Raw genomic sequence first — 17,985 nt, forward strand, 5'->3', positions numbered from 1 at the left:
CACCGGGCACAGGACGGTTCCTGCGATCGGCGCCCGCTCAGTTCCAGTGACCGGCGCCGACGATGTCGGCGGAACGCGGGCTCCGCTGTCCGGCGGCCTGACCCGGCCGGTTGATGGGCGGCGTGAATTCTCTACCCCGTGTGCTCGGCTGCGGCTTGCGGGAGTGCGAGCATCACGAGTGCCGTGATCAGGTAGAGCGCGGCTGAGACGATCAGGACGATGCCGAGCGCGTGACCGTAGTCGGGCGGCGCCGGTGCTCCGCCGACGGCCGAACCGGTGACGGAGGTGAAGAAGACCGTGCCGAGTACGGCGATGCCGGCGGCGCCGCCGATCTGGTTGACGGTGGACAGCACTCCGCCCGCGGCGCCCGCGTTGCGCCCGGGCACGCCGGCGAGGACGACGCTGACGAGGATGGGCGCGGCGAGCCCGAGGCCGAGACCGCCGATGAAGAGCGTCAGGGCGAGGGGCCAGTATCCGGGATCGTCGCCGTCCTTGACGACGGACCACAGGACGAGCTGAGAGGCCGCGATGGTCAGCGAGCCGGCGACCAGGAGCTTCCTGCCCGCCTTGGTGGCGAGGGCGACGCCGAGCCCGGAGGTGATGATCGAGCCGAGCGCGTACGGGAGGATCACCAGGCCGGTCTCCCACGCGGTCCGGCCGGTCCCGTTCTGGAGGTAGACCGAGAGGGTGAGGAAGTACGGCCCGAGGCCGCCGAAGAACAGCGCCGAAGCGCTCAGGCCGACGGTGAAGGCGCGGATCCTCAGCAGAGCGGGGTCGAAGACGGGTTCGGCTCCGCGCCCGGTGAGGCGGCGCTCGTAGGCGAGGAAGATCGCGAGCACGACGATCCCGGCCGCCAGGAGGGCGTAGCTGCCCCAGGTCCACCCCCAGACCTCGGTCTGGATGAGCGGCAGCAGCAGGAGAAGGATGCCCGTGGCCGCGAGGAGCGCGCCCGGCAGGTCCAGCCGCGCGGTCAAGGCGGAGCGGGACTCCGGCAGCGCCTTCGCGCCGATGACGAGCGCCAGGATCGAGACGGGCACGTTGACCCAGAAGATCGTGCGCCAGCCCAGGCCGAACAGGTCGGCGTCGACGAGCACCCCGCCCAGCAGCGGGCCGGCGACCGAGGCGAGGCCCTGGACCGCTCCGTAGGCGCCGAACGCCTTGGCACGTTCGCCCGGGGCGAAGGATGCCCGGATGATCCCGAACACCTGCGGGACCATGATCCCGGCGGTCAGTCCCTGCCCGGCTCGCATGCCGATGAGCGTTCCGGGATCGGCGGCCAGCGCGCACAGCGCCGAGGTGGCCATGAACCCGGCCAGCCCGACCAGGAACAGCCGCTTGCGGCCGTACTGATCGCCGAGCCGTCCACCGGTGATCAGGCCCGCGCCCAGGGCGAGGGCGTAGGCGGCGATCGTCCACTGGATCTGGGCGTCGCCCGCTCCCAGGTCCCGGGCGATCGCCGGGGCCGCGACGGTGACGATCGTCGCGTCGAGAAGGTCCATGAAGGAACCGAAGAGCACCACCAGCAGCGCCGTGGTCGCGCCGGCGATGGGTGCGGGAGAAGCCTCAGTGCTGAGGGTGCCCTCTCGGGGGCTCGGTGAAGCGGTCATGCCGGTCACCATGCCGGGCATAGTTGCCATCGAGTGGCCGCTGCCGGTGCGAGGATCGGAGAATCATGGCTGCCACCTCCGCGCGGACACTCAAGCTGCTGTCCATCTTCGGGATCGGCGCGACCCTGACCGCCGGGGAACTCGCCACCCGGCTCGGCACGTCGGTGAGAACCGTACGTCGCGATATCGACACACTCCGGGACCTCGGGTACGAGATCGAGGCCGTCCGCGGGGCGGGCGGCGGTTATCGGCTCGGCCGCGCCACCCGCCTGCCGCCGGTCGTGTTCGACGAAGACCAGGCCGTCGCCACGGCCGTCGCGCTCCAGACCGTGCCGGCGGTCCTGTCCGGCATCCGCGAGAACGCGGCCCGTGCCCTCACCACGCTGCGGCAGGCGATGCCCGCGCGCAGTCGTCGGCACGCCGAAGCGTTCACCGTCTCCTCGGCCCGCAACTACTGGGAGTTCCCCGCGCCGCCGATCGACGCCGAGACCGTCCGCGCCATCGGCGGCGCGATCAACCGGCGGCACCTCGTCCGCGTGGACTACACCGGGGACGGCGAACCCGTCACCCTCACGCTGGAGCCGCACGACCTCGTGGTCTGGGCCGCACGCTGGTACCTGGTCGCCTTCGACCCGGACGCGGACCGATGGCGCGCGATGCGCATGGATCGCATCCGACCCCACCTGCCGACCCACACCCCCTTCGGCCGGCGGGACATCCCGCACGGCGATCCCGCCGCCTTCGTCATGACCGAACACGACCGCGGAGACGCCGCCGCCGAATGGCCGTGTCGCGGCTCCGCCGTCCTCGCCCTGCCCGCCTCCACCGTCGCCCCGTTCGCCCCCGGCGGATCAACAGTCGAGTACGACACCGAAAGCACATGCCGCCTCACCCTCGGCGCATGGTCATGGGCAGGGCTGGCAGGACTGCTGCTCACCTTCGACGCCGACATCACCGACATCGAACCGGCCGAACTCCGGCAGGCCCTGCACTCCCTGCGCACCCGGATCGGCAGGGGACTCGGACCCGACTGACCTCACCGTCGACCCGCACATGTCACCGGCCGGCCTGATCACCGGCCAGGGTCCGGGCGAGGTCGGGCCAGAAGAACGCCAGCGTGGCCGCCCCGCTGAGCAGCGCGTCGATGTCGGCCCGCTCGTCGCTGTCGTGCCAGCGGTCCTGAGGCAGGCCGGTGCCAAAAAAGATCACCGGTGCCTCCAGGGTCCCGGACAGCAGGCTGGCCGGGCCTGCGCCGCCGTTGCGCATCTGCCCGGCCACCGGGGCGCCGAAGCCGCGCTCCATCGCCCGGCCCAGCGCCTCCAGCGCCGGATGGCCCGATGGAGTGCGGTACGGCTCCTGGGCCGCCTCCAGCGAGATGTTCAGCTCGTAGGAGACCTTGTCGCTGATCCGCTCGGCGACCCAGGTCTTCAACTGCTCGGCCACCTCGGCCGCCTTCTGCTCCGGTACCAGCCGCAGGTTCACATCCACCGAGGCCACCGAGGGGATCGCGCCCCGGGAGGGTCCGTCGGGGTCGCCGCCGATGAAGGCGAGGATTTCGGCCGCCGGCCGGATCCAGGCCCGCTCCAGCACGCTGTAGCCGTCCTCGCCGCCGATGGCGCGGGTCTCGGTGCGCTCCAGCCAGTCGGCGTCGCTGTAGGGCAGGGCGTTGATCGCGTCTCGCTCCGGCTGGGACGGCTCCGCCACTCGGTCGTAGAAGCCGGGCAGCGTCACCCGGCCGCGTTCGTCGTACAGCTGCGCCAGCAGCTTGCACAGCTCGGCACACGGGTTGGGCGCGACCCCGGAGACGGCCCCGCTATGGACGTCCCGGTAGGGTCCGAACACCTGCAGCTTGGCGCTGAGCATGCCACGCAGCCCCGTGCAGATCGCCGGCGCCCGCACCGACCACGTCAACGTGTCGGACAGCACGATCAGGTCGGCCTCCAGCTCGCCGCGGTGGTCGTCCAGCATCGCGGCCAGGTGCGGGGAGCCGATCTCCTCCTCGCCCTCGACGAGCAGCTTGAGGTTGACCGGCGGCGCGTCGCGGCCGCCGGCGGCCAGGTAGGCGCGCAGTCCCCACAGGTGGGCCAGCACCTGGCCCTTGGCGTCGGAGGCGCCGCGGCCGTACATCTTGCCGTCGCGCACCTGCGGTTCGAACGGCAGCGATTCGCCCCAGACGTCGGCGCGTACGGCGCGTACGTCGTGGTGGCTGTAGACCAGCGCGGTCGGCGCACCCGGCGCGGCGCACCAGGCGGCATACACCGCGGGGGCGCCGCCTTCGGTCTGCCACAGCTCGACGACGGGGAACCCGATCTCGCGCAGCCGGCCGGTCAGCCAGTTGGCCGAGCGGAGCATGTCCATGCCGTGCCCGGGATCGGAGGAGATCGAGGCGATGCGCACCCAGTCACCGAGCTCGCGCAGGAACTCCTGGCGATACTCGCCCAGGAACCCTCGTACCGCCTCATCGGCGCCATCTGCCGTCATAGCGGTGAGGCTAGGCGCGCGGGTACCGGCCCCGCCTCCGGCGACATGCCGTTTTACCAAATCCGCGCAACGGGATCCGGGATGGGGACCAGCGCACTTCTCAGGGCGCGTTCGATCTTCTCGCGCGGATACGGCGTCGTCCGGCCGGAGCCGAACAGGTCCCAGTAGAAGTCGTTCACGGCCGCCGCCACGGGCGCGTACCGGCGGATCACCGCGGCTGCGGCCGGCGGGGCGCCGACGGGGTCCGCGCCCTCCGCGCACGCGCGGATGTACTCGTTGCGTCGCGCCGGTCCGCCGTTCTGCGGGGCCGCCACCCCGCAGACATTGGTGACCAGCCAGTTGACCAGCCGCATCAGCGCGTACGCGATGTCGTGGGTCCGGTTGTGCTCCAGGAATTCGGTCTCCTGCGCGGACAGGTCGAACCGCGTGGAGGTCGCCAGCCCGAGGTCGGCGAGGTACAGGCGTTCACCGTCGGTGAGGATGTTGCCGAAGTGGCCGTCGAAGTGCATCAGTCCCTGGCCGTTCATGAAGGCCACGTCGGTCAGCAGGCACGACTCGACCATGGCGCACGCCGCTATCGCGGCGTCCTGGCCGGCGGCGAGCCGGGCGGCGAGCCAGTCGTCGAGGTTGTGGGGGATGAACTCCTGGAACAGCACGATGCCGGCCGAGGCCCGCGCGACGGCGCGGAGGCGGTCCCGCACCGCCGGCGACCCCTCCCAGTACCGCACGACCGCCTCGACGTCGGCGTGCTCCTCGCTGGGCGGCGGCGCTCCCGGCAGCACCCGCCAGTGGTACAGCAGCGGAAAGGCCGCGCTGCGCCCGGCCAGGACCCAGTTGGTCGTCATGACGCCGGCCGCGAGCTCACGCCACGCGCCGAAGCCCGGCCCGCCGAACTCGACGATCCCGTACTGGCAGAACGCCGGCACCCCGAACAGGTTCGCCGTGGACATCGCGTTGCCCGCGTCGCGCTCCAGGTCGGTCAGCGGGATCCGCTTGGCGAAGACCGGCACGCCGTCGACGTCCAGCAGCACCGAGGTGCCACCGATCCCCGCGCCCAGGACCTGCGCCCGCTCCAGCGACTCGGCGAGTCGCCGGTCACTGCGCAGCGCCAGCGCGCTCGCGACCTCGCTGTATCTGCTGACACGCTCACCGTGAGACATGTCCAGCCGTGTGTCCCGCAGTTCCAAGGACGGGCACCCTTCGTGATCGACTTCGCGTGGGTCAGACGCTACACCGGCCGGTGACCGGCCTTTCCGGGTCATCCCGCCGGGTACGGGGCGCGAAGACCCGGGCGCTCCGTCCCCGGTCCGCTCCGTCGCCGTCCCGGGCGCCGGGGAACGGTCAGGCGATCAGCTCGCGGTGGGCCGGCAGGGCGTCGGAGGCGACCATGTGGAGGGCGAGGGCGGCGGCCCCGGCGGCGCTGTCGCGGGCAGTCAGGACGGTTCCGCCGAGTCCGCCGAGTCCGGCGCGCACTTGTGCGGCCAGGAGCGTCGGCTCCGTCAGCAGAGAACCCGCCAGCACCAGCGGCCCCGGGCCCGGGCCGAGCGAGAGCGTGGTGGAGACGAGCCGGTCGGCCGCCTCCCGCAGGATCTCCAGGGCCGCCGCGTCCCCCTCCGCGGCCGCCGTCTCCACCGCCGGGGCCAGCCGTCCCAGCCAGGCGGGCCCCGTCCGGGCGATGCCCCCGTGGACCGCCCGGACGGCCCGCTGCGTGGTCATGGCCACGGCCCGGCGATCGGTCGCGGCCCGGTGACCGGCCGGGGTCTCGTGGTCGGCTGGAGTCTCATCGGCCGGAGCCTCGTGATCGGATTCCTCCCAGGCGGTGACGTGCCCGCTGAGCGCGTCGAGGAGCACCGTCGGCCCGGCGCGGCCGTCGAGGAAGGCCAGCACGGCCTGTACGGCGCGCCGCCCGATCCACACCCCCGAGCCCGCGTCCCCGAGGAGCCACCCGTGCCCGTCGGCCCGGCGGGCGAGGCGGCGGCCGGTGATCCGGGCGGCCACGGCCCCGGTGCCCGCGATCAGGACCGTCCCCGACGGCTCCTCGGTGGCCCCGGCGAAGGCGGCGAGCGGGTCGGGGACGATCTCGATCCGCCCGGCCAGCCCGCAGGCCCGCCACGCCTCGGCGGCCAGGCGCCCGGCCCGTTCGCGCGCCGACTCCGAGCCGGCCAGGGCGAACACCCCGGCCGCCACCGCGCCGGGGGAGAGCCCTTCCGTCGCGGCCAGGAGCGCCGTGCGCAGGCTCTCTCCGGGGTCGGCGGCCGTCAGGATGTTGGCGCCCGCGCCGTACCCCCGCCCCGCGATCTCACCGGACTCCGTCGCCACCACGCACCGGGTGCTCGTCCCGCCTCCGTCGACGCCGATGACCAGTGTCGTCACACCCGCTCCGTTCTCCGTCCCGGTCCGGGAGGGCTCCGAGAGAACCCGCCAGGGGAGCGGGAAATCCGCCGGGCCCCATTCTCGGGGACAGGCGCCGACCCGGGGCGCACCCTGGTAGATATCCTCCGGCTGACTATATCCTCGTGAAGGATTTCTACAAGGAGCGGGCATGCGGGTGCTGGGCCTGATCTCGGGGACCTCCCACGACGGCATCGACAGCGCGGTCGTGGACTGGTCGCTCTCCGGCGGCGTGCTCACCGGCGTCGTCGAGCACACCGGCGAGACTCCGTACGATCCGGAGCTCCGCGCGCGCCTCGTCGCCGCGCTGCCGCCCCACCGGATCGGCGTGGACGAGGTCTGCCGCCTGGACACGCTGATCGGCCGGGCGTTCGCCGACGCGGCGGCGCGGTGCCCGGCGGCCGATCTGGTCTGCTCGCACGGGCAGACCCTCTTCCACTGGGTGGAGGACGGCCGCGCGCGCGGCACCCTCCAGCTCGGCCAGCCCGCCTGGATCGCCGAGCGGCTCGGCGTGCCGGTGGTCTCCGACCTGCGCGCGCGGGACGTGAGCGCGGGCGGGCAGGGCGCGCCGCTGGTCTCCGCCTTCGACCTGCTCCTGCTGGCCGGGCTCCCGGGCCGGACCGGCGCGCTCAACCTCGGCGGGATCGCCAACCTGACCGTGCCCGCCGGCCTGACCGTGCCCGCCGTCCGGAGTTCGCCCGACGCGCCGGACGGGGAGCACGGCCCCGCGATCGTCCACGGCATGTCCGCGGCGGCCTACGACACCGGCCCGGCCTCCGCGCTGATGGACGCCGCGGTGCTGGCCGCCACCGGCGGGCCGTACGACGAGGACGGCCGCCTCGCCGCGGCGGGGAAGGTCTGCGAGCCGCTGCTGGCGGAGCTGCTCGCCGAGCCGTACTACCGCCGCCTCCCGCCCAAGAGCACCGGCAAGGAGCTGTTCCACCTCGGCTACCTGGACCGGTTCGCCGCGCCGTACGGCCTCGGCCTGGAGGACCTGCTGGCGACGCTGGCCGCGCTGACCGCCGAGACCGCGGCCGCCGAGATCCGGAGGCACCGGCTGGAGACGGTCGTCGTGTCGGGAGGCGGGACTCGCAATCCGGTCCTCATGGACATGCTGCGCGAACGGGCCGGGGAGGCGCGCGTCGTCCCGAGCGACGGGCTCGGGGCCCCGGCCGACGCCAAGGAGGCGATCGCCTTCTCGTTCCTCGGGTGGATGACCGCGCACGGGCTGCCGGCGACGGTGCCCGGCTGCACGGGCGCCTCGGGACCGCGCGTGCTGGGCGCCGTCACGCCAGGCCGCGGGCCGCTGCGCCTGCCGGAGCCCGCCCGCGAGGCCCCGGCCCGGCTCCGCCTCACCCGGGTGCGGCGTCACCCCGCGGAGACCCCGGCGGGGTGACGCCGCGTCCGGCCGGACGTCCCCGGCCGGGCGATGTCCTGCGCCGGGTGCGCGTCCGGCCGGGCGACCTCCTCAGCCGAGCGACGCCGACACCAGTTCCCTGGCGGCCCGCTGCACCTCGGCCAGGTGCTCCGGGCCCCTGAACGACTCGGCGTAGATCTTGTAGACGTCCTCGGTGCCGGAGGGGCGGGCGGCGAACCAGGCGCTGTCGGTGCAGACCTTGAGCCCGCCGATGGCCGCGCCGTTGCCGGGCGCGGAGGTGAGCACCTGCGTGATCGGCTCCCCGGCCAGCGCGCCGGCGGTGACCTGCTCGGCCGAGAGCCGGGCGAGCACCGCCTTCTCCTCCCGGGTCGCCGGGGCGTCGACCCGCGCGTAGGCCGGGTCGCCGAACCGGGACACCAGGTCCGCGTAGTGCTCGCTCGGGGAGCGTCCCGTGGTCGCGATGATCTCCGCGGCGAGCAGGGCCAGGATCAGGCCGTCCTTGTCGGTGGTCCACGCCGAGCCGTCGCGGCGCAGGAACGACGCCCCCGCGCTCTCCTCGCCGCCGAAGCCGAGCGAGCCCTCCAGCAGCCCCGGCACGAACCACTTGAACCCGACGGGCACCTCCACCAGCGGCCGGCCCAGGTCGGCGGCGACCCGGTCGATCATGCCGCTGCTCACCAGGGTCTTGCCGATCCCGGCCCCGGCGGGCCAGCCGGGCCGGTGGGAGTAGAGATAGGAGATCGCCACGGCCAGGTAGTGGTTGGGGTTCATCAGGCCGCCGTCGGGGGTGACGACGCCGTGCCGGTCGGCGTCGGCGTCGTTGCCGGTGGAGACGGCGAAGGCGTCGCGGTTCGCGATCAGGGAGGCCATGGCGTACGGGGAGGAGCAGTCCATACGGATCTTGCCGTCCCAGTCGAGCGTCATGAACCGCCACGTCGGGTCGGTCAGCGGGTTGACCACCGTCAGGTCGATCCGGTGCCGTTCGGCGATCTCCGCCCAGTAGGCCACGCTCGCCCCGCCCAGCGGGTCGGCGCCCACGCGCACCCCCGCCGCCCGGATCGCGTCGAGGTCCAGCACCGAGGGCAGATCGTCCACGTAGCCGGCCAGGAAATCGTGGCGGACGGTGGTCTCCGCGGTCAGCGCCCTGGCCAGCGGGATCCGCCGCACCTCCTTCAGCCCGCCCGCGATCAGCGCGTTGGCCCGGTCCTGGATCCAGGAGGTGGCGTCGGTGTCGGCCGGCCCGCCGTGGGGCGGGTTGTACTTGAAACCGCCGTCGCCGGGCGGGTTGTGCGAGGGCGTCACGACCACGCCGTCGGCCAGGCCGCTCGTGCGGCCCCGGTTGTGGCTCAGGATGGCGTGCGAGACCGCCGGGGTCGGGGTGTAGCCGTCCCGGGAGTCGATCATTACGGTCACCCCGTTGGCCGCGAACACCTCCAGCGCCGACACCCGGGCCGGCTCCGACAGCGCGTGCGTGTCGGCCCCCAGGAACAGCGGCCCGTCCACGCCCCGCGCCGCGCGGTACTCCACGATCGCCTGGCTGGTGGCGACGATGTGGTCCTCGTTGAAGGCGGCGTTCAGCGACGAGCCGCGGTGCCCGGAGGTGCCGAACGCCACCCGCTGGCCGGGGTCGGACGGGTCCGGATGCAGGGCGTAGTAGGCGGTCACCAGCCGGGCCACGTCCACCAGGTCGGACGGCCGGGCGGGCTGCCCGGCGCGCTCGTGCGTCATCGGAGATCTCCTCACATCATCCCGGGAAGGCGTCCCGGGAAAGTCCCGGGAAACGCTACATACCCGGATCTGCCGGATTCCGCCGGGCATGCCGGGACGCGCCGCGATCCGCTGCGATCCGTCGCGGTGCGCCGCCGAATGCGGAAGGAAGCTTTCCGCGCCGCGTGACATTCTTGGGTGATGGCGGACACCTCGGCGCGCCTGCTGCGCCTGCTCTCCCTTCTCCAGACGCCGCGGGACTGGTCCGGTCCCCAGCTGGCCGAGCGGCTCGGCGTGACCACCCGGACCATCCGCAACGACGTGGAACGGCTGCGCGGCCTCGGCTACCCGGTCCACGCGACCCCGGGCGCCGCGGGCGGCTACCGGCTGGGCGCGGGCGCGTCCCTGCCGCCGCTGCTGCTCGACGACGAGGAGGCCGTGGCGGTGGCGGTCGGGCTCCGCACCGCCGCCGGAGGGTCGGTCGCGGGCATCGAGGAGACGTCGCTGCGCGCCCTGGCGAAACTGGAGCGGGTGCTGCCCTCGCGGCTGCGCCACCGGGTCGGCGCCCTGACCAGCTACACGGTCCCGCTCTCCGGCGCGGGTCCCACCGTCGAGGCGGATCTGCTGGCGGCCGTGGCGGCGGCGTCCCGGGACCGAGAGCGGCTCCGGTTCGACTACGTCAGCCACGACGGCGCGAGCGGCCCGCGCGAGGCCGAGCCCCACCGCCTCGTGCACGCGCGCGGCCGCTGGTATCTCGTGGCCTGGGACGTCGCCCGGAACGACTGGCGCACCTTCCGGGCCGACCGGATCCGCCTGCGCACGCCCAACGGCCCCCGCTTCGCGCCGCGCGAGCCCCCCGAGGGAGGCTTCGCCGGCCACGTGGCGAAGGGGCTGGAGGCGGCCCTGTGGAAGTACTCCGCCCGGGTGACGGTCCATGCCCCCGCCGAGGTGATCGCGGTACGGCTGCCGCCCACGGTCACGGTGGAGCCCGTCGACGCCGGCACCTGCGTCGTCGTCGCCGGATCCGACACCCTGCACACGCTCGCCCTCTACCTCGGCATGCTGGAGTCCGACTTCGAGGTCGCCGAGCCTCCCGAGCTCGTCGGGATCATCCGTGACCTGGCCGCCCGCTACGCCCGCGCGGTGCCGCGAACGCTGTGATCGCGGTGCGTAACGGATTAATCACAGATTAATGTCTTGAGTCCTCAACCCGGGGCCCCGGCCACCGATGGGGGGAGCAGTTCATCCCCATGAAGGACACAGACATGATCACGCTACTCCGCCGGGTCAGGCTCCGCACCCGCCTGCTCGCCGCTTTCGGAATTCTGTTCGCCATGCTCGCCACGATGGCCGCCGTGGGTGCCTACCAGGCCGACGCGCAGCGGCAGGTCACCGAGCGCATGGGGCAGCTGCAGGTCCTCACCCGCGAGGTCATGGAGCTGAAGTTCCGCGACGCGGACGTCAGCGGCTGGCAGGTCGCCTACGCGTGGGACGTCCCGCTCATCGGCGGCAAGGCCGCGACCGAGGAGAGCTCGGTCAACCGCAAGGGCTTCCTGGACTCGGCCGCCGCTCTGGAGAAGGACCTGGCGCGGGTCCACACGGCGTACATGTCGGCGGGCGAGAAGGCTCTGTTCGACGAGATCACCGAGCAGTTCCGTGTCTTCCTCGACTACGACACCAAGGTCGTGGAGCTGTTCCGCAAGGACACCGAGGCCGGGATGAAGGAGGGCAACGCGCTCATCCTGGGAGAGGGCTACAACGCCTACTACAAGATCCTGGAGGCGACCACCAAGCTCATCGACTCGGTGAAGACCCGCACGGACGCGGCCCAGCAGGAGGCCGAGAACACCGCGTCGGACTCCCGCACCACGATGCTGACGGGTGTGGCCCTGGCCCTGGTCGTCGCCGTGGCGCTGGCCCTGCTCATCACCGCGAGCGTGGTGCGCCCGGCGCAGGAGGTCGTCGAGGGGCTGCGCACCGTGGCCCGGCGTGACCTGTCGCAGTCCCTGCCGGAGCAGGGCCGCGACGAGCTGGCCCAGATGGCGCGGGCGCTGAACCGGGCGACCGCCGCGATCCGCGAGGCGCTGAACGGCGTCGGGGAGCGCGCCGGCACCCTGACCGCCTCCGGCCACCAGCTGGCCTCGCTGTCGGAGCGGCTGGACACCCAGGCGACCGGCACCAGCGGGAAGGCCGGCGACGTGTCCCGCTCGGCCAGGGAGGTCTCGGTCAACGTCACCACCCTCGCCGCGGCCGCGGAGGAGATGAACGCCGCGATCGACGAGATCGCCCGCAGCACCAGCGCGGCGGCGGGCGTGGCGGGCGACGCCGTCAACAGCGCCCGGGCCACCTCCGAGACGGTCGGGCACCTCAGCGAGGCGAGCGAGGAGATCGGGCAGATCGTCAAGACGATCACCTCGATCGCCGAGCAGACGAACCTGCTGGCGCTGAACGCCACCATCGAGGCGGCCCGCGCGGGCGACGCCGGCAAGGGCTTCGCGGTCGTGGCCGGCGAGGTCAAGGACCTGGCTCAGGAGACGGCGAGGGCGTCGGGGGACATCATCTCCAAGATCGCCGCGATCCAGGAGGAGACCTCGCGGGCGACCGCCGCCATCGCGGAGATCTCCGAGATCGTGGAGAAGGTCTCGGAGATCCAGGCGACGATCGCCGCCGCGGTCGAGGAGCAGTCGGCCACCAGCAAGGAGATCAACCGCAGCGTCACCGAGCTGGCCGGCGGCTCCGAGCGGATCGCCGCCACCATCACCGATGTGGCCGAGACGGCCGCGGCCACGACCGGCGAGGCCAACGCCACCCGCCGGGCCTCGGCGGAGCTGGCCGTGATGTCCGACGCCCTGCAGGAGATCGTTTCCTCGTTCCGCTACTGAGCGTCCCGCCGGGCCTGCGGGCCCGTGTCCTCCTCCGCGCCCGTCGTCCCGGCCTCGGCCAGGCGGGCGCGGAGCCGTTCCCGGATCTCGTCGGGAGAGTAGGCGCGGCGGCGGCGCTCCGCCCGCGCGATGACCACCCCGGACGCCGCAACCCCCGCGACTCCCGCCAGGCCGAGTATCTTCCACCAGCGCATATCCCTAGAGTAGGGGAATGCCCGCTACGAGCATCGGCCTGGATGAGGCGCTGAACCTGACGCGGACCGGCGACGTGTGGCTGTTCCGCGGGCGTTCGGTGCCGGACCGGGCGATCCAGACCATGACCAACAGCCCGGTCAACCACGTCGGCATGTCCGTCGTGATCGAGGACATGCCCCCGCTGATGTGGCACGCCGAGCTGGGCCGTTCGCTCCCCGACATGTGGGCGGGGACGCACCAGCGCGGCGTCCAGCTGCACGACCTGCGCGAGGCCGTGTGCGTCTGGGCCACCAAGTACGGCCAGCGCGGCTGGTTGCGCCAGCTCGAACCGCAGGTCACCGCCGAGATGGAGGACGCCGTCCTGCGGACGGTCGCCCGCCTGGACGGCACGCCGTTCCCCTCCACGGCCCGGCTCGCCGGACGGTGGCTGCGCGGCCGGGTGCCGAAGATCATGAAGCGGGGCGGCGAGGAGAGCGCGCTGGAGAGCGCCTACTGCGCCGAGGTCGTGGCCGTCACCTACGAGGAGATGGGGCTGCTGCCCGGCGGGCGCCGCCCGAACTGGTACGACCCGGGCCGCTTCTGGAGCGGGGACGACCTCGAACTGCAGGGCGGCTTCCGGCTCGGCGGGGAGATCACCGTCAAGATCGGGTGAACGCCGGGCCCTCCCGCGGCCGGCGGGGCTTGCGGCCGACCCCGCCGACCACCCACGTGGAGTCGGGCGAGTGGTGGAGGTCGTCGCCGGGGCGCCACAGGGGGAGGTAGACGACTCCGGGCTCGACGAGGTCGAGCCCGTCGAAGAAACGCTCGACCTCGGCCTTCGTCCGCAGGTTGCCGCGCCTCCCGCCGGTGATGGTGCCCTGCGCCTGGTAGACGGCGGCGAGCTTCGCCGTCTTCTTCGGGCACAGGTCCGACACCGCGTGCGAGAGCGCCACGTAGCTGCCCGGTGCGATCGCCTTGCGCAGGTGGGTGACGACGTGCGTCGCCACGTCGTCGTCGGGGAGGCTGTGCAGGACGGCGAAGAGCAGGATCGCCACGGGCTCGTCGAGGTCGATCATCGAGGTGAGGCCGGGGTGGGTGAGCATCCTCGCGGGGTCCCGGGCGTCGGCCTCGATGACCACCGTCCGTTCGTTGTCCTGGAGCAGCGCCTGGCCGTGGACCACGACCATCGGGTCGTTGTCGATATAGACGACCCGGGCGTCGGGCGCGATGGAATGGGCGATTTCGTGGACGTTGCCCTGGGTCGGCAGCCCGCAGCCGATGTCGATGAACTGCCGGATTCCGGCCTCGGCGAGGAAGCGCACCGCCCGGCCGAGAAAACGCCGGCCCTCCCGCGCCAGCGCGGGCAGTTCCGGGGCGATGGCCAGCGCGTGTTCGGCGGCCGCCCGGTCGGCGGCGAAATTGTCCTTCCCGCCGAGGAAATAGTCGGCGATCCGGCCCTCGTTCGGGGTCGTGGTGTCAAGCTTCGCACGCTCTGGCTCCAGCGTCGCCATCGCGTTCTCCGTTCACCGAGTTCAGGTCTCAGCGGAGAATATCCGTTTTTTCATCGTTTATGACGCGAGTTTGGGAGGGTTGCGGTAAGCGGTCTTTCCGCGGGGACGGATGGTGACGCCCCGGAAACCGCACGGTGACGTCCCGGGAGCCGGACGCCGCCCGGGATCAGGGACAGGGCTCCAGGCGCCGCCCGCGCGCCGGGGAGATCGTGAACGCCGCCCACACGGCCTTGCCCCGCGTCTGGAGCGGAGACCAGCCCCACATGTGGCTGATTCCCTGGACGACCTGCAGCCCCCGGCCGTTCTCCGCCTCGTGGTCGGGCTCCCGGAGCCGGGGACCCCGGGGGCTGGGGTCGGTGACCGCGCACACCACGGAGTTCTCCGTACGGCACAGCACCACCCTGACCTGCTCGGCGGAGGGAACGGAGATCGGATCGCCCACGCCGTGGCGCACGGCGTTGGTCACCAGCTCCGAGACGACGACGGCGGTGTCACCGATCAGGTGTTCCAGCGCCCAGGACCGCAGCGAGGCGGAGGTGAACTCCCGGGCGGCCCTGGCGGCGTACTGGTCGTGCCGGACGCCGCGCGCCGCCATCCGCACGTGGCCCGGACGGCCGTCCTCGTCGGACCGGGCCGGGGATCCGTCCGGGGGGAGCAGGTCGTCGAGCATCGACAACCATCGCTGCCAATCGTCGATCTCGGCCGGGACGGAAGCGAGCTCGTGCCTCTGGAAACCAGTCATCAGCGACCTTGGGGGGAGACGGCGATCGCATAACAGGGTGTTCGGTTAATCATCTTGCACGTGTCACTGTGCAGGCGCAAGTACAGATGCACGTGCATCTGCACAACGCCTATGCTGATCGCAAAGTTTCCTGCCTGCTTCGGGAGGGCGAGGATGGATCGGCCTGACAACGGGGTGCCGGCGGCTCTGCTGGGAGCGGTCGCCTGGCGTAAAAGCCGTTTCAGCAACCCCAGTGGCAACTGCGTCGAGCTGGCACGGCTCCCCGGCGACGGGATCGCCGTGCGGAACTCACGCGATCCCCAGGGACCCGCGCTGATCTACACGCGCGCTGAGGTCGAGGCGTTCATTCACGGCGTGAAGAACGGAGAATTCGACGATCTGACGGACTGAGATGGTTGAAGAATAAAGTTCTATATGGTCGATTCCGAGTGATCGGAGTACCGTATGGGGTCGCGACGCCACGATACGTGGGCAGAGGTTCGCATTCCGCGCACGAAGGACTGCTCAATGATCGCACCCCCGGCCCGGCACGACCCGACCACCCCCGTCTCGATGACCCAGCTCCAAGGCAGTTCGACGGTGCTGAGGATCGTGATCGGCACGCAGCTCCGCCGGCTGCGCGAGGAGCGGCACATCACCCTCGACGAGGCGGGCCGCGCGATCCGCGCCTCCCACTCGAAGGTCAGCCGGATGGAGCACGGCCGGGTGAGCTTCCGGGCCAGGGACGTGGCCGACCTCCTGACGCTGTACGGCGTCGAGGGCGAGGAGGAGCGCGCGGCGCTGCTCTCGCTCGTCGAGCGCGCCAACCAGCCCGGCTGGTGGCACAACTACAGCGACATCCTGCCGACCTGGTTCGAGACCTACGTCGGCCTGGAGCAGTCCGCCTCCATGATCCGCAACTACGAGGTCCAGTTCGTCCCGGGCCTGCTCCAGACCGAGGACTACGCGCGGGCCGTGATCCTGCTCGGCTTCCCGGACGCCTCCGAGGAGGAGCTCCGGCGGCGGGTGCGGCTGCGCATGGCGCGCCAGCGGCTGCTGTACACCACCAGCCCGCCCCGCCTGTGGGTGGTGCTGGACGAGGCGGTGCTGCGCCGCCCGCTCGGCGGGCCCGAGGTGATGCGCGGCCAGATCGACCACCTCCTGCAGGTGCTCGACCTGCCCAACGTGACCATCCAGATCGCGCCGTTCAGCATGGGCGGCCACTCCGCGGCCGGCGGGCCCTTCAGCATCCTGCGCTTCTCCCAGCCCGACCTGCCCGACGTCGTCTACATGGAGCAGCTCACCAGCGCCGTCTACCTGGAGAAGCGCAGCGAGGTGGACCGCTACGTCGAGGTGATGGAGCGCCTGTGCATCGACGCCGAGCCGGGTGCGAAGACCCGGGAACTCCTCACCCGGTTCCGCGAAGAGCTCTAGACCGGGGAGGCCGCGTCGTCGGGACGGCACGGGGACTGCGGGGACATCGCCCGCCGGGCCTGCTCCGGAGTGAGCGAGGGCTCGGGCAGCGGGCTGGGCTCGGGGGTCCGCAGGCCGTCCAGGAGGAGGGCGAGATGGCGGCGCCAGAGGCGGGGCGCGATCGTCGCGGTGGCCTCGACGGTGCGGGCGTGACCCCAGATCACGAAGACCATGTCCTCCAGCGTCACGTCGGGACGTAGCTCGCCGCTCTCCTGCGCCCGCGCGACGATCCGCCGCATGAGCGCGTAGCCCTCGGCCAGATCCGCATCGTCCGCGGCGGCGTAGGGGCCGCGCCCGGAGGCCAGGGCGTTGTAGCCGAGGTCGGCGGCCTGCATCGCGCACACTCCCTCCAGGAAGTGGACCAGGCCGTCCCACGCGCCCGGCATGGCCAGCGCCTGCTCGGCGAGCGCGCGCGTGGCGGCCACGCGGTCGGCGAACACCGCGCCGATCAGGTCGGCCCTGGCCGGGAAGCGGTTGTAGAGCGTGCCGATGCTCACCCCCGCGCGGCGGGCGATCTCCTCCAGCGGCACGTCGAGCCCTCGCTCGGCGAAGAGCTCCCGGGCGGCCGCGACGAGCAGGTCCCGGTTGCGCTGCGCGTCCTTCCGCAACGGTTTCGCCATGCTCGCACCCTACCTACTTGAGGCTATCCTCAACTTCTCAATAAAGTGAGGTGACCCTCAAGTTATGGAGGATCGATGAGAACGATCGTCATCACGGGCGGCACCGACGGCATCGGCAGAGGGCTCGCCCTGCGCCGCCTGGCGGAAGGCGAGCGGGTCGTCGTCCTGGGCAGCGACCCCGCCAAGGGCGCGCGTCTCCTGCAGGAGGCCGTACGGCTCGGCGCGGGCGAGCGGGCCGGGTTCGTCCAGGCCGACCTCGGCTCGGTCGCCCGGTCGCGGGCCGTCGCCGCCGAGCTCGCCGCCGCGCACCCGGCCGTCGACGCCCTCGTCCTGGGCGCCTACCGCTACAACCCCGCCCGGGTCCGGACCGCCGAGGGCTTCGAGCAGACCTTCGCCCTGTACGTCCTCAGCCGCCACCTGCTCGCGGAAGGGCTGCGGGGATCGCTGGAACGCGCCGCCGGGACCCCGGTGATCCTCAGCCTGTGCGGGGTGGGCGGGATCAAGGCCGGGACGATCCGCTGGGACGATCTGCAGCGCGAGCGGGAGCCGTACCGGGCCGGGAGGGTGACGATGCAGGGCGCGCGGGCGAACGACCTGCTGGGCGTGTCGTTCGCGGAGCGGCACGCGGGCGGGCGGACCCGCTACGTGCTCTACAACCCCGGGTTCGTCGCGACCGGGATGACGCAGTCGCTCCGGCGGCCCATGCGCGGCCTGACGAAGGCGGCGGCCGCCCTGTTCGCCCAGCCCGTGGACCGGGCCGTGGGCCCGATCGCCGCCCTCCTGGACCGCCCGCCCGCCGGCCCGCTCAGCGCGTTCTTCCGGGGCCGGCCGGTCGGCCTCGACCGCCCCGAGTTCGACCGGGCGAACGCGGCCCGGCTGCACGCGGCTCTGCTCTCCCTGCTGGGGGAGCCGGCCCTGGAGTGATCCCGGTACGGCGGGCGGCCGCAGGGCGGACGCGCCGGAGATGGCACCCGGCGGTGAGAACTTCCTGCCGTGTACGGGAACCCGGTGTACGAAGCGGATAATCCGGGCAGTGCTCT

17 protein-coding genes are annotated in these 17,985 nt (G+C 72.6%); 8 read left to right on the plus strand and 9 right to left on the minus strand.

Annotated elements, in window-relative coordinates:
• Positions 1 to 131: 131 nt before the first annotated feature.
• Entirely contained in the window at positions 132 to 1,607 is a 1,476-nt protein-coding gene (locus Plo01_RS33180) for an MFS transporter (RefSeq protein WP_203894700.1), read from the minus strand.
• Positions 1,608 to 1,672: 65 nt separating this feature from the next.
• Here Plo01_RS33180 and Plo01_RS33185 point away from each other — a divergent pair, with 65 nt between their 5' ends.
• Positions 1,673 to 2,641 carry a helix-turn-helix transcriptional regulator gene (locus tag Plo01_RS33185; protein WP_203894701.1) on the plus strand — a complete coding sequence of 323 codons (969 nt, stop codon included), beginning with the start codon at positions 1,673 to 1,675 and terminating at the stop codon, positions 2,639 to 2,641.
• Between the two features lie 22 nt (positions 2,642 to 2,663).
• Here the strand turns inward: Plo01_RS33185 and Plo01_RS33190 are convergent, their stop codons facing one another.
• From Plo01_RS33190 to Plo01_RS33200, 3 genes are all read right to left on the minus strand, one after another.
• Entirely contained in the window at positions 2,664 to 4,088 is a 1,425-nt protein-coding gene (locus Plo01_RS33190) for a M20/M25/M40 family metallo-hydrolase (RefSeq protein WP_203894702.1), read from the minus strand.
• Between the two features lie 53 nt (positions 4,089 to 4,141).
• The gene (locus Plo01_RS33195) at positions 4,142 to 5,248 is read right to left on the minus strand and encodes a serine/threonine protein phosphatase (protein WP_203894703.1); all 1,107 of its coding nucleotides are present in this window, start codon (positions 5,246 to 5,248) and stop codon (positions 4,142 to 4,144) included.
• 181 nt (positions 5,249 to 5,429) lie between these two features.
• On the minus strand, positions 5,430 to 6,461 hold the full coding sequence (locus Plo01_RS33200) for an N-acetylglucosamine kinase (protein ID WP_239317555.1): 1,032 nt from the start codon (positions 6,459 to 6,461) through the stop codon (positions 5,430 to 5,432).
• A 169-nt stretch (positions 6,462 to 6,630) separates the two neighbouring features.
• Between Plo01_RS33200 and Plo01_RS33205 the strand changes: the two genes are divergently transcribed.
• Entirely contained in the window at positions 6,631 to 7,875 is a 1,245-nt protein-coding gene (locus tag Plo01_RS33205; RefSeq protein ID WP_203894704.1) for an anhydro-N-acetylmuramic acid kinase, read from the plus strand.
• Positions 7,876 to 7,947: 72 nt separating this feature from the next.
• On the opposite strand, the gene pgm is transcribed toward Plo01_RS33205, so the two are convergent.
• Positions 7,948 to 9,585, minus strand: coding sequence for a phosphoglucomutase (alpha-D-glucose-1,6-bisphosphate-dependent) (gene pgm / locus Plo01_RS33210; protein ID WP_203894705.1), 1,638 nt, complete (start codon positions 9,583 to 9,585; stop codon positions 7,948 to 7,950).
• A gap of 180 nt (positions 9,586 to 9,765) precedes the next feature.
• Here pgm and Plo01_RS33215 point away from each other — a divergent pair, with 180 nt between their 5' ends.
• Together Plo01_RS33215 and Plo01_RS33220 are read left to right on the plus strand one after the other, a co-directional pair.
• On the plus strand, positions 9,766 to 10,725 hold the full coding sequence (locus Plo01_RS33215) for a helix-turn-helix transcriptional regulator (RefSeq protein ID WP_203894706.1): 960 nt from the start codon (positions 9,766 to 9,768) through the stop codon (positions 10,723 to 10,725).
• A 104-nt stretch (positions 10,726 to 10,829) separates the two neighbouring features.
• Complete coding sequence (locus Plo01_RS33220; RefSeq protein ID WP_203894707.1) at positions 10,830 to 12,446, plus strand: methyl-accepting chemotaxis protein; 1,617 nt, start codon at positions 10,830 to 10,832, stop codon at positions 12,444 to 12,446.
• Here Plo01_RS33220 and Plo01_RS33225 read toward each other — a convergent pair.
• On the minus strand, positions 12,440 to 12,640 hold the full coding sequence (locus tag Plo01_RS33225) for a hypothetical protein (protein ID WP_203894708.1): 201 nt from the start codon (positions 12,638 to 12,640) through the stop codon (positions 12,440 to 12,442). The genes Plo01_RS33220 and Plo01_RS33225 overlap by 7 nt on opposite strands.
• A 17-nt stretch (positions 12,641 to 12,657) precedes the next feature.
• On the opposite strand from Plo01_RS33225, the gene Plo01_RS33230 reads away from it, so the two are divergent.
• Positions 12,658 to 13,293 carry a hypothetical protein gene (locus tag Plo01_RS33230; RefSeq protein WP_203894709.1) on the plus strand — a complete coding sequence of 212 codons (636 nt, stop codon included), beginning with the start codon at positions 12,658 to 12,660 and terminating at the stop codon, positions 13,291 to 13,293.
• Here the strand turns inward: Plo01_RS33230 and Plo01_RS33235 are convergent.
• Complete coding sequence (locus Plo01_RS33235) at positions 13,280 to 14,131, minus strand: SAM-dependent methyltransferase (RefSeq protein WP_203894710.1); 852 nt, start codon at positions 14,129 to 14,131, stop codon at positions 13,280 to 13,282. The genes Plo01_RS33230 and Plo01_RS33235 overlap by 14 nt on opposite strands.
• A 166-nt stretch (positions 14,132 to 14,297) precedes the next feature.
• The gene (locus Plo01_RS33240) at positions 14,298 to 14,873 is read right to left on the minus strand and encodes an ATP-binding protein (protein ID WP_203894711.1); all 576 of its coding nucleotides are present in this window, start codon (positions 14,871 to 14,873) and stop codon (positions 14,298 to 14,300) included.
• Between the two features lie 153 nt (positions 14,874 to 15,026).
• On the opposite strand from Plo01_RS33240, the gene Plo01_RS33245 reads away from it, so the two are divergent.
• A complete protein-coding gene (locus tag Plo01_RS33245) occupies positions 15,027 to 15,263 on the plus strand; it encodes a DUF397 domain-containing protein (RefSeq protein ID WP_203894712.1) in 237 nt (78 codons plus the stop codon).
• A 117-nt stretch (positions 15,264 to 15,380) separates the two neighbouring features.
• On the plus strand, positions 15,381 to 16,286 hold the full coding sequence (locus tag Plo01_RS33250) for a Sco1979 family transcriptional regulator (protein WP_373871747.1): 906 nt from the start codon (positions 15,381 to 15,383) through the stop codon (positions 16,284 to 16,286).
• Here the strand turns inward: Plo01_RS33250 and Plo01_RS33255 are convergent.
• Positions 16,283 to 16,945, minus strand: coding sequence for a TetR/AcrR family transcriptional regulator (locus tag Plo01_RS33255; protein WP_203894713.1), 663 nt, complete (start codon positions 16,943 to 16,945; stop codon positions 16,283 to 16,285). The genes Plo01_RS33250 and Plo01_RS33255 overlap by 4 nt on opposite strands.
• A gap of 75 nt (positions 16,946 to 17,020) precedes the next feature.
• Between Plo01_RS33255 and Plo01_RS33260 the strand changes: the two genes are divergently transcribed.
• A complete protein-coding gene (locus Plo01_RS33260) occupies positions 17,021 to 17,869 on the plus strand; it encodes an SDR family NAD(P)-dependent oxidoreductase (protein ID WP_203894714.1) in 849 nt (282 codons plus the stop codon).
• Positions 17,870 to 17,985 lie beyond the last annotated feature (116 nt).

This window comes from Planobispora longispora (genome assembly GCF_016863135.1).
Classification (GTDB): Bacteria; Actinomycetota; Actinomycetes; order Streptosporangiales; family Streptosporangiaceae; genus Planobispora; species Planobispora longispora.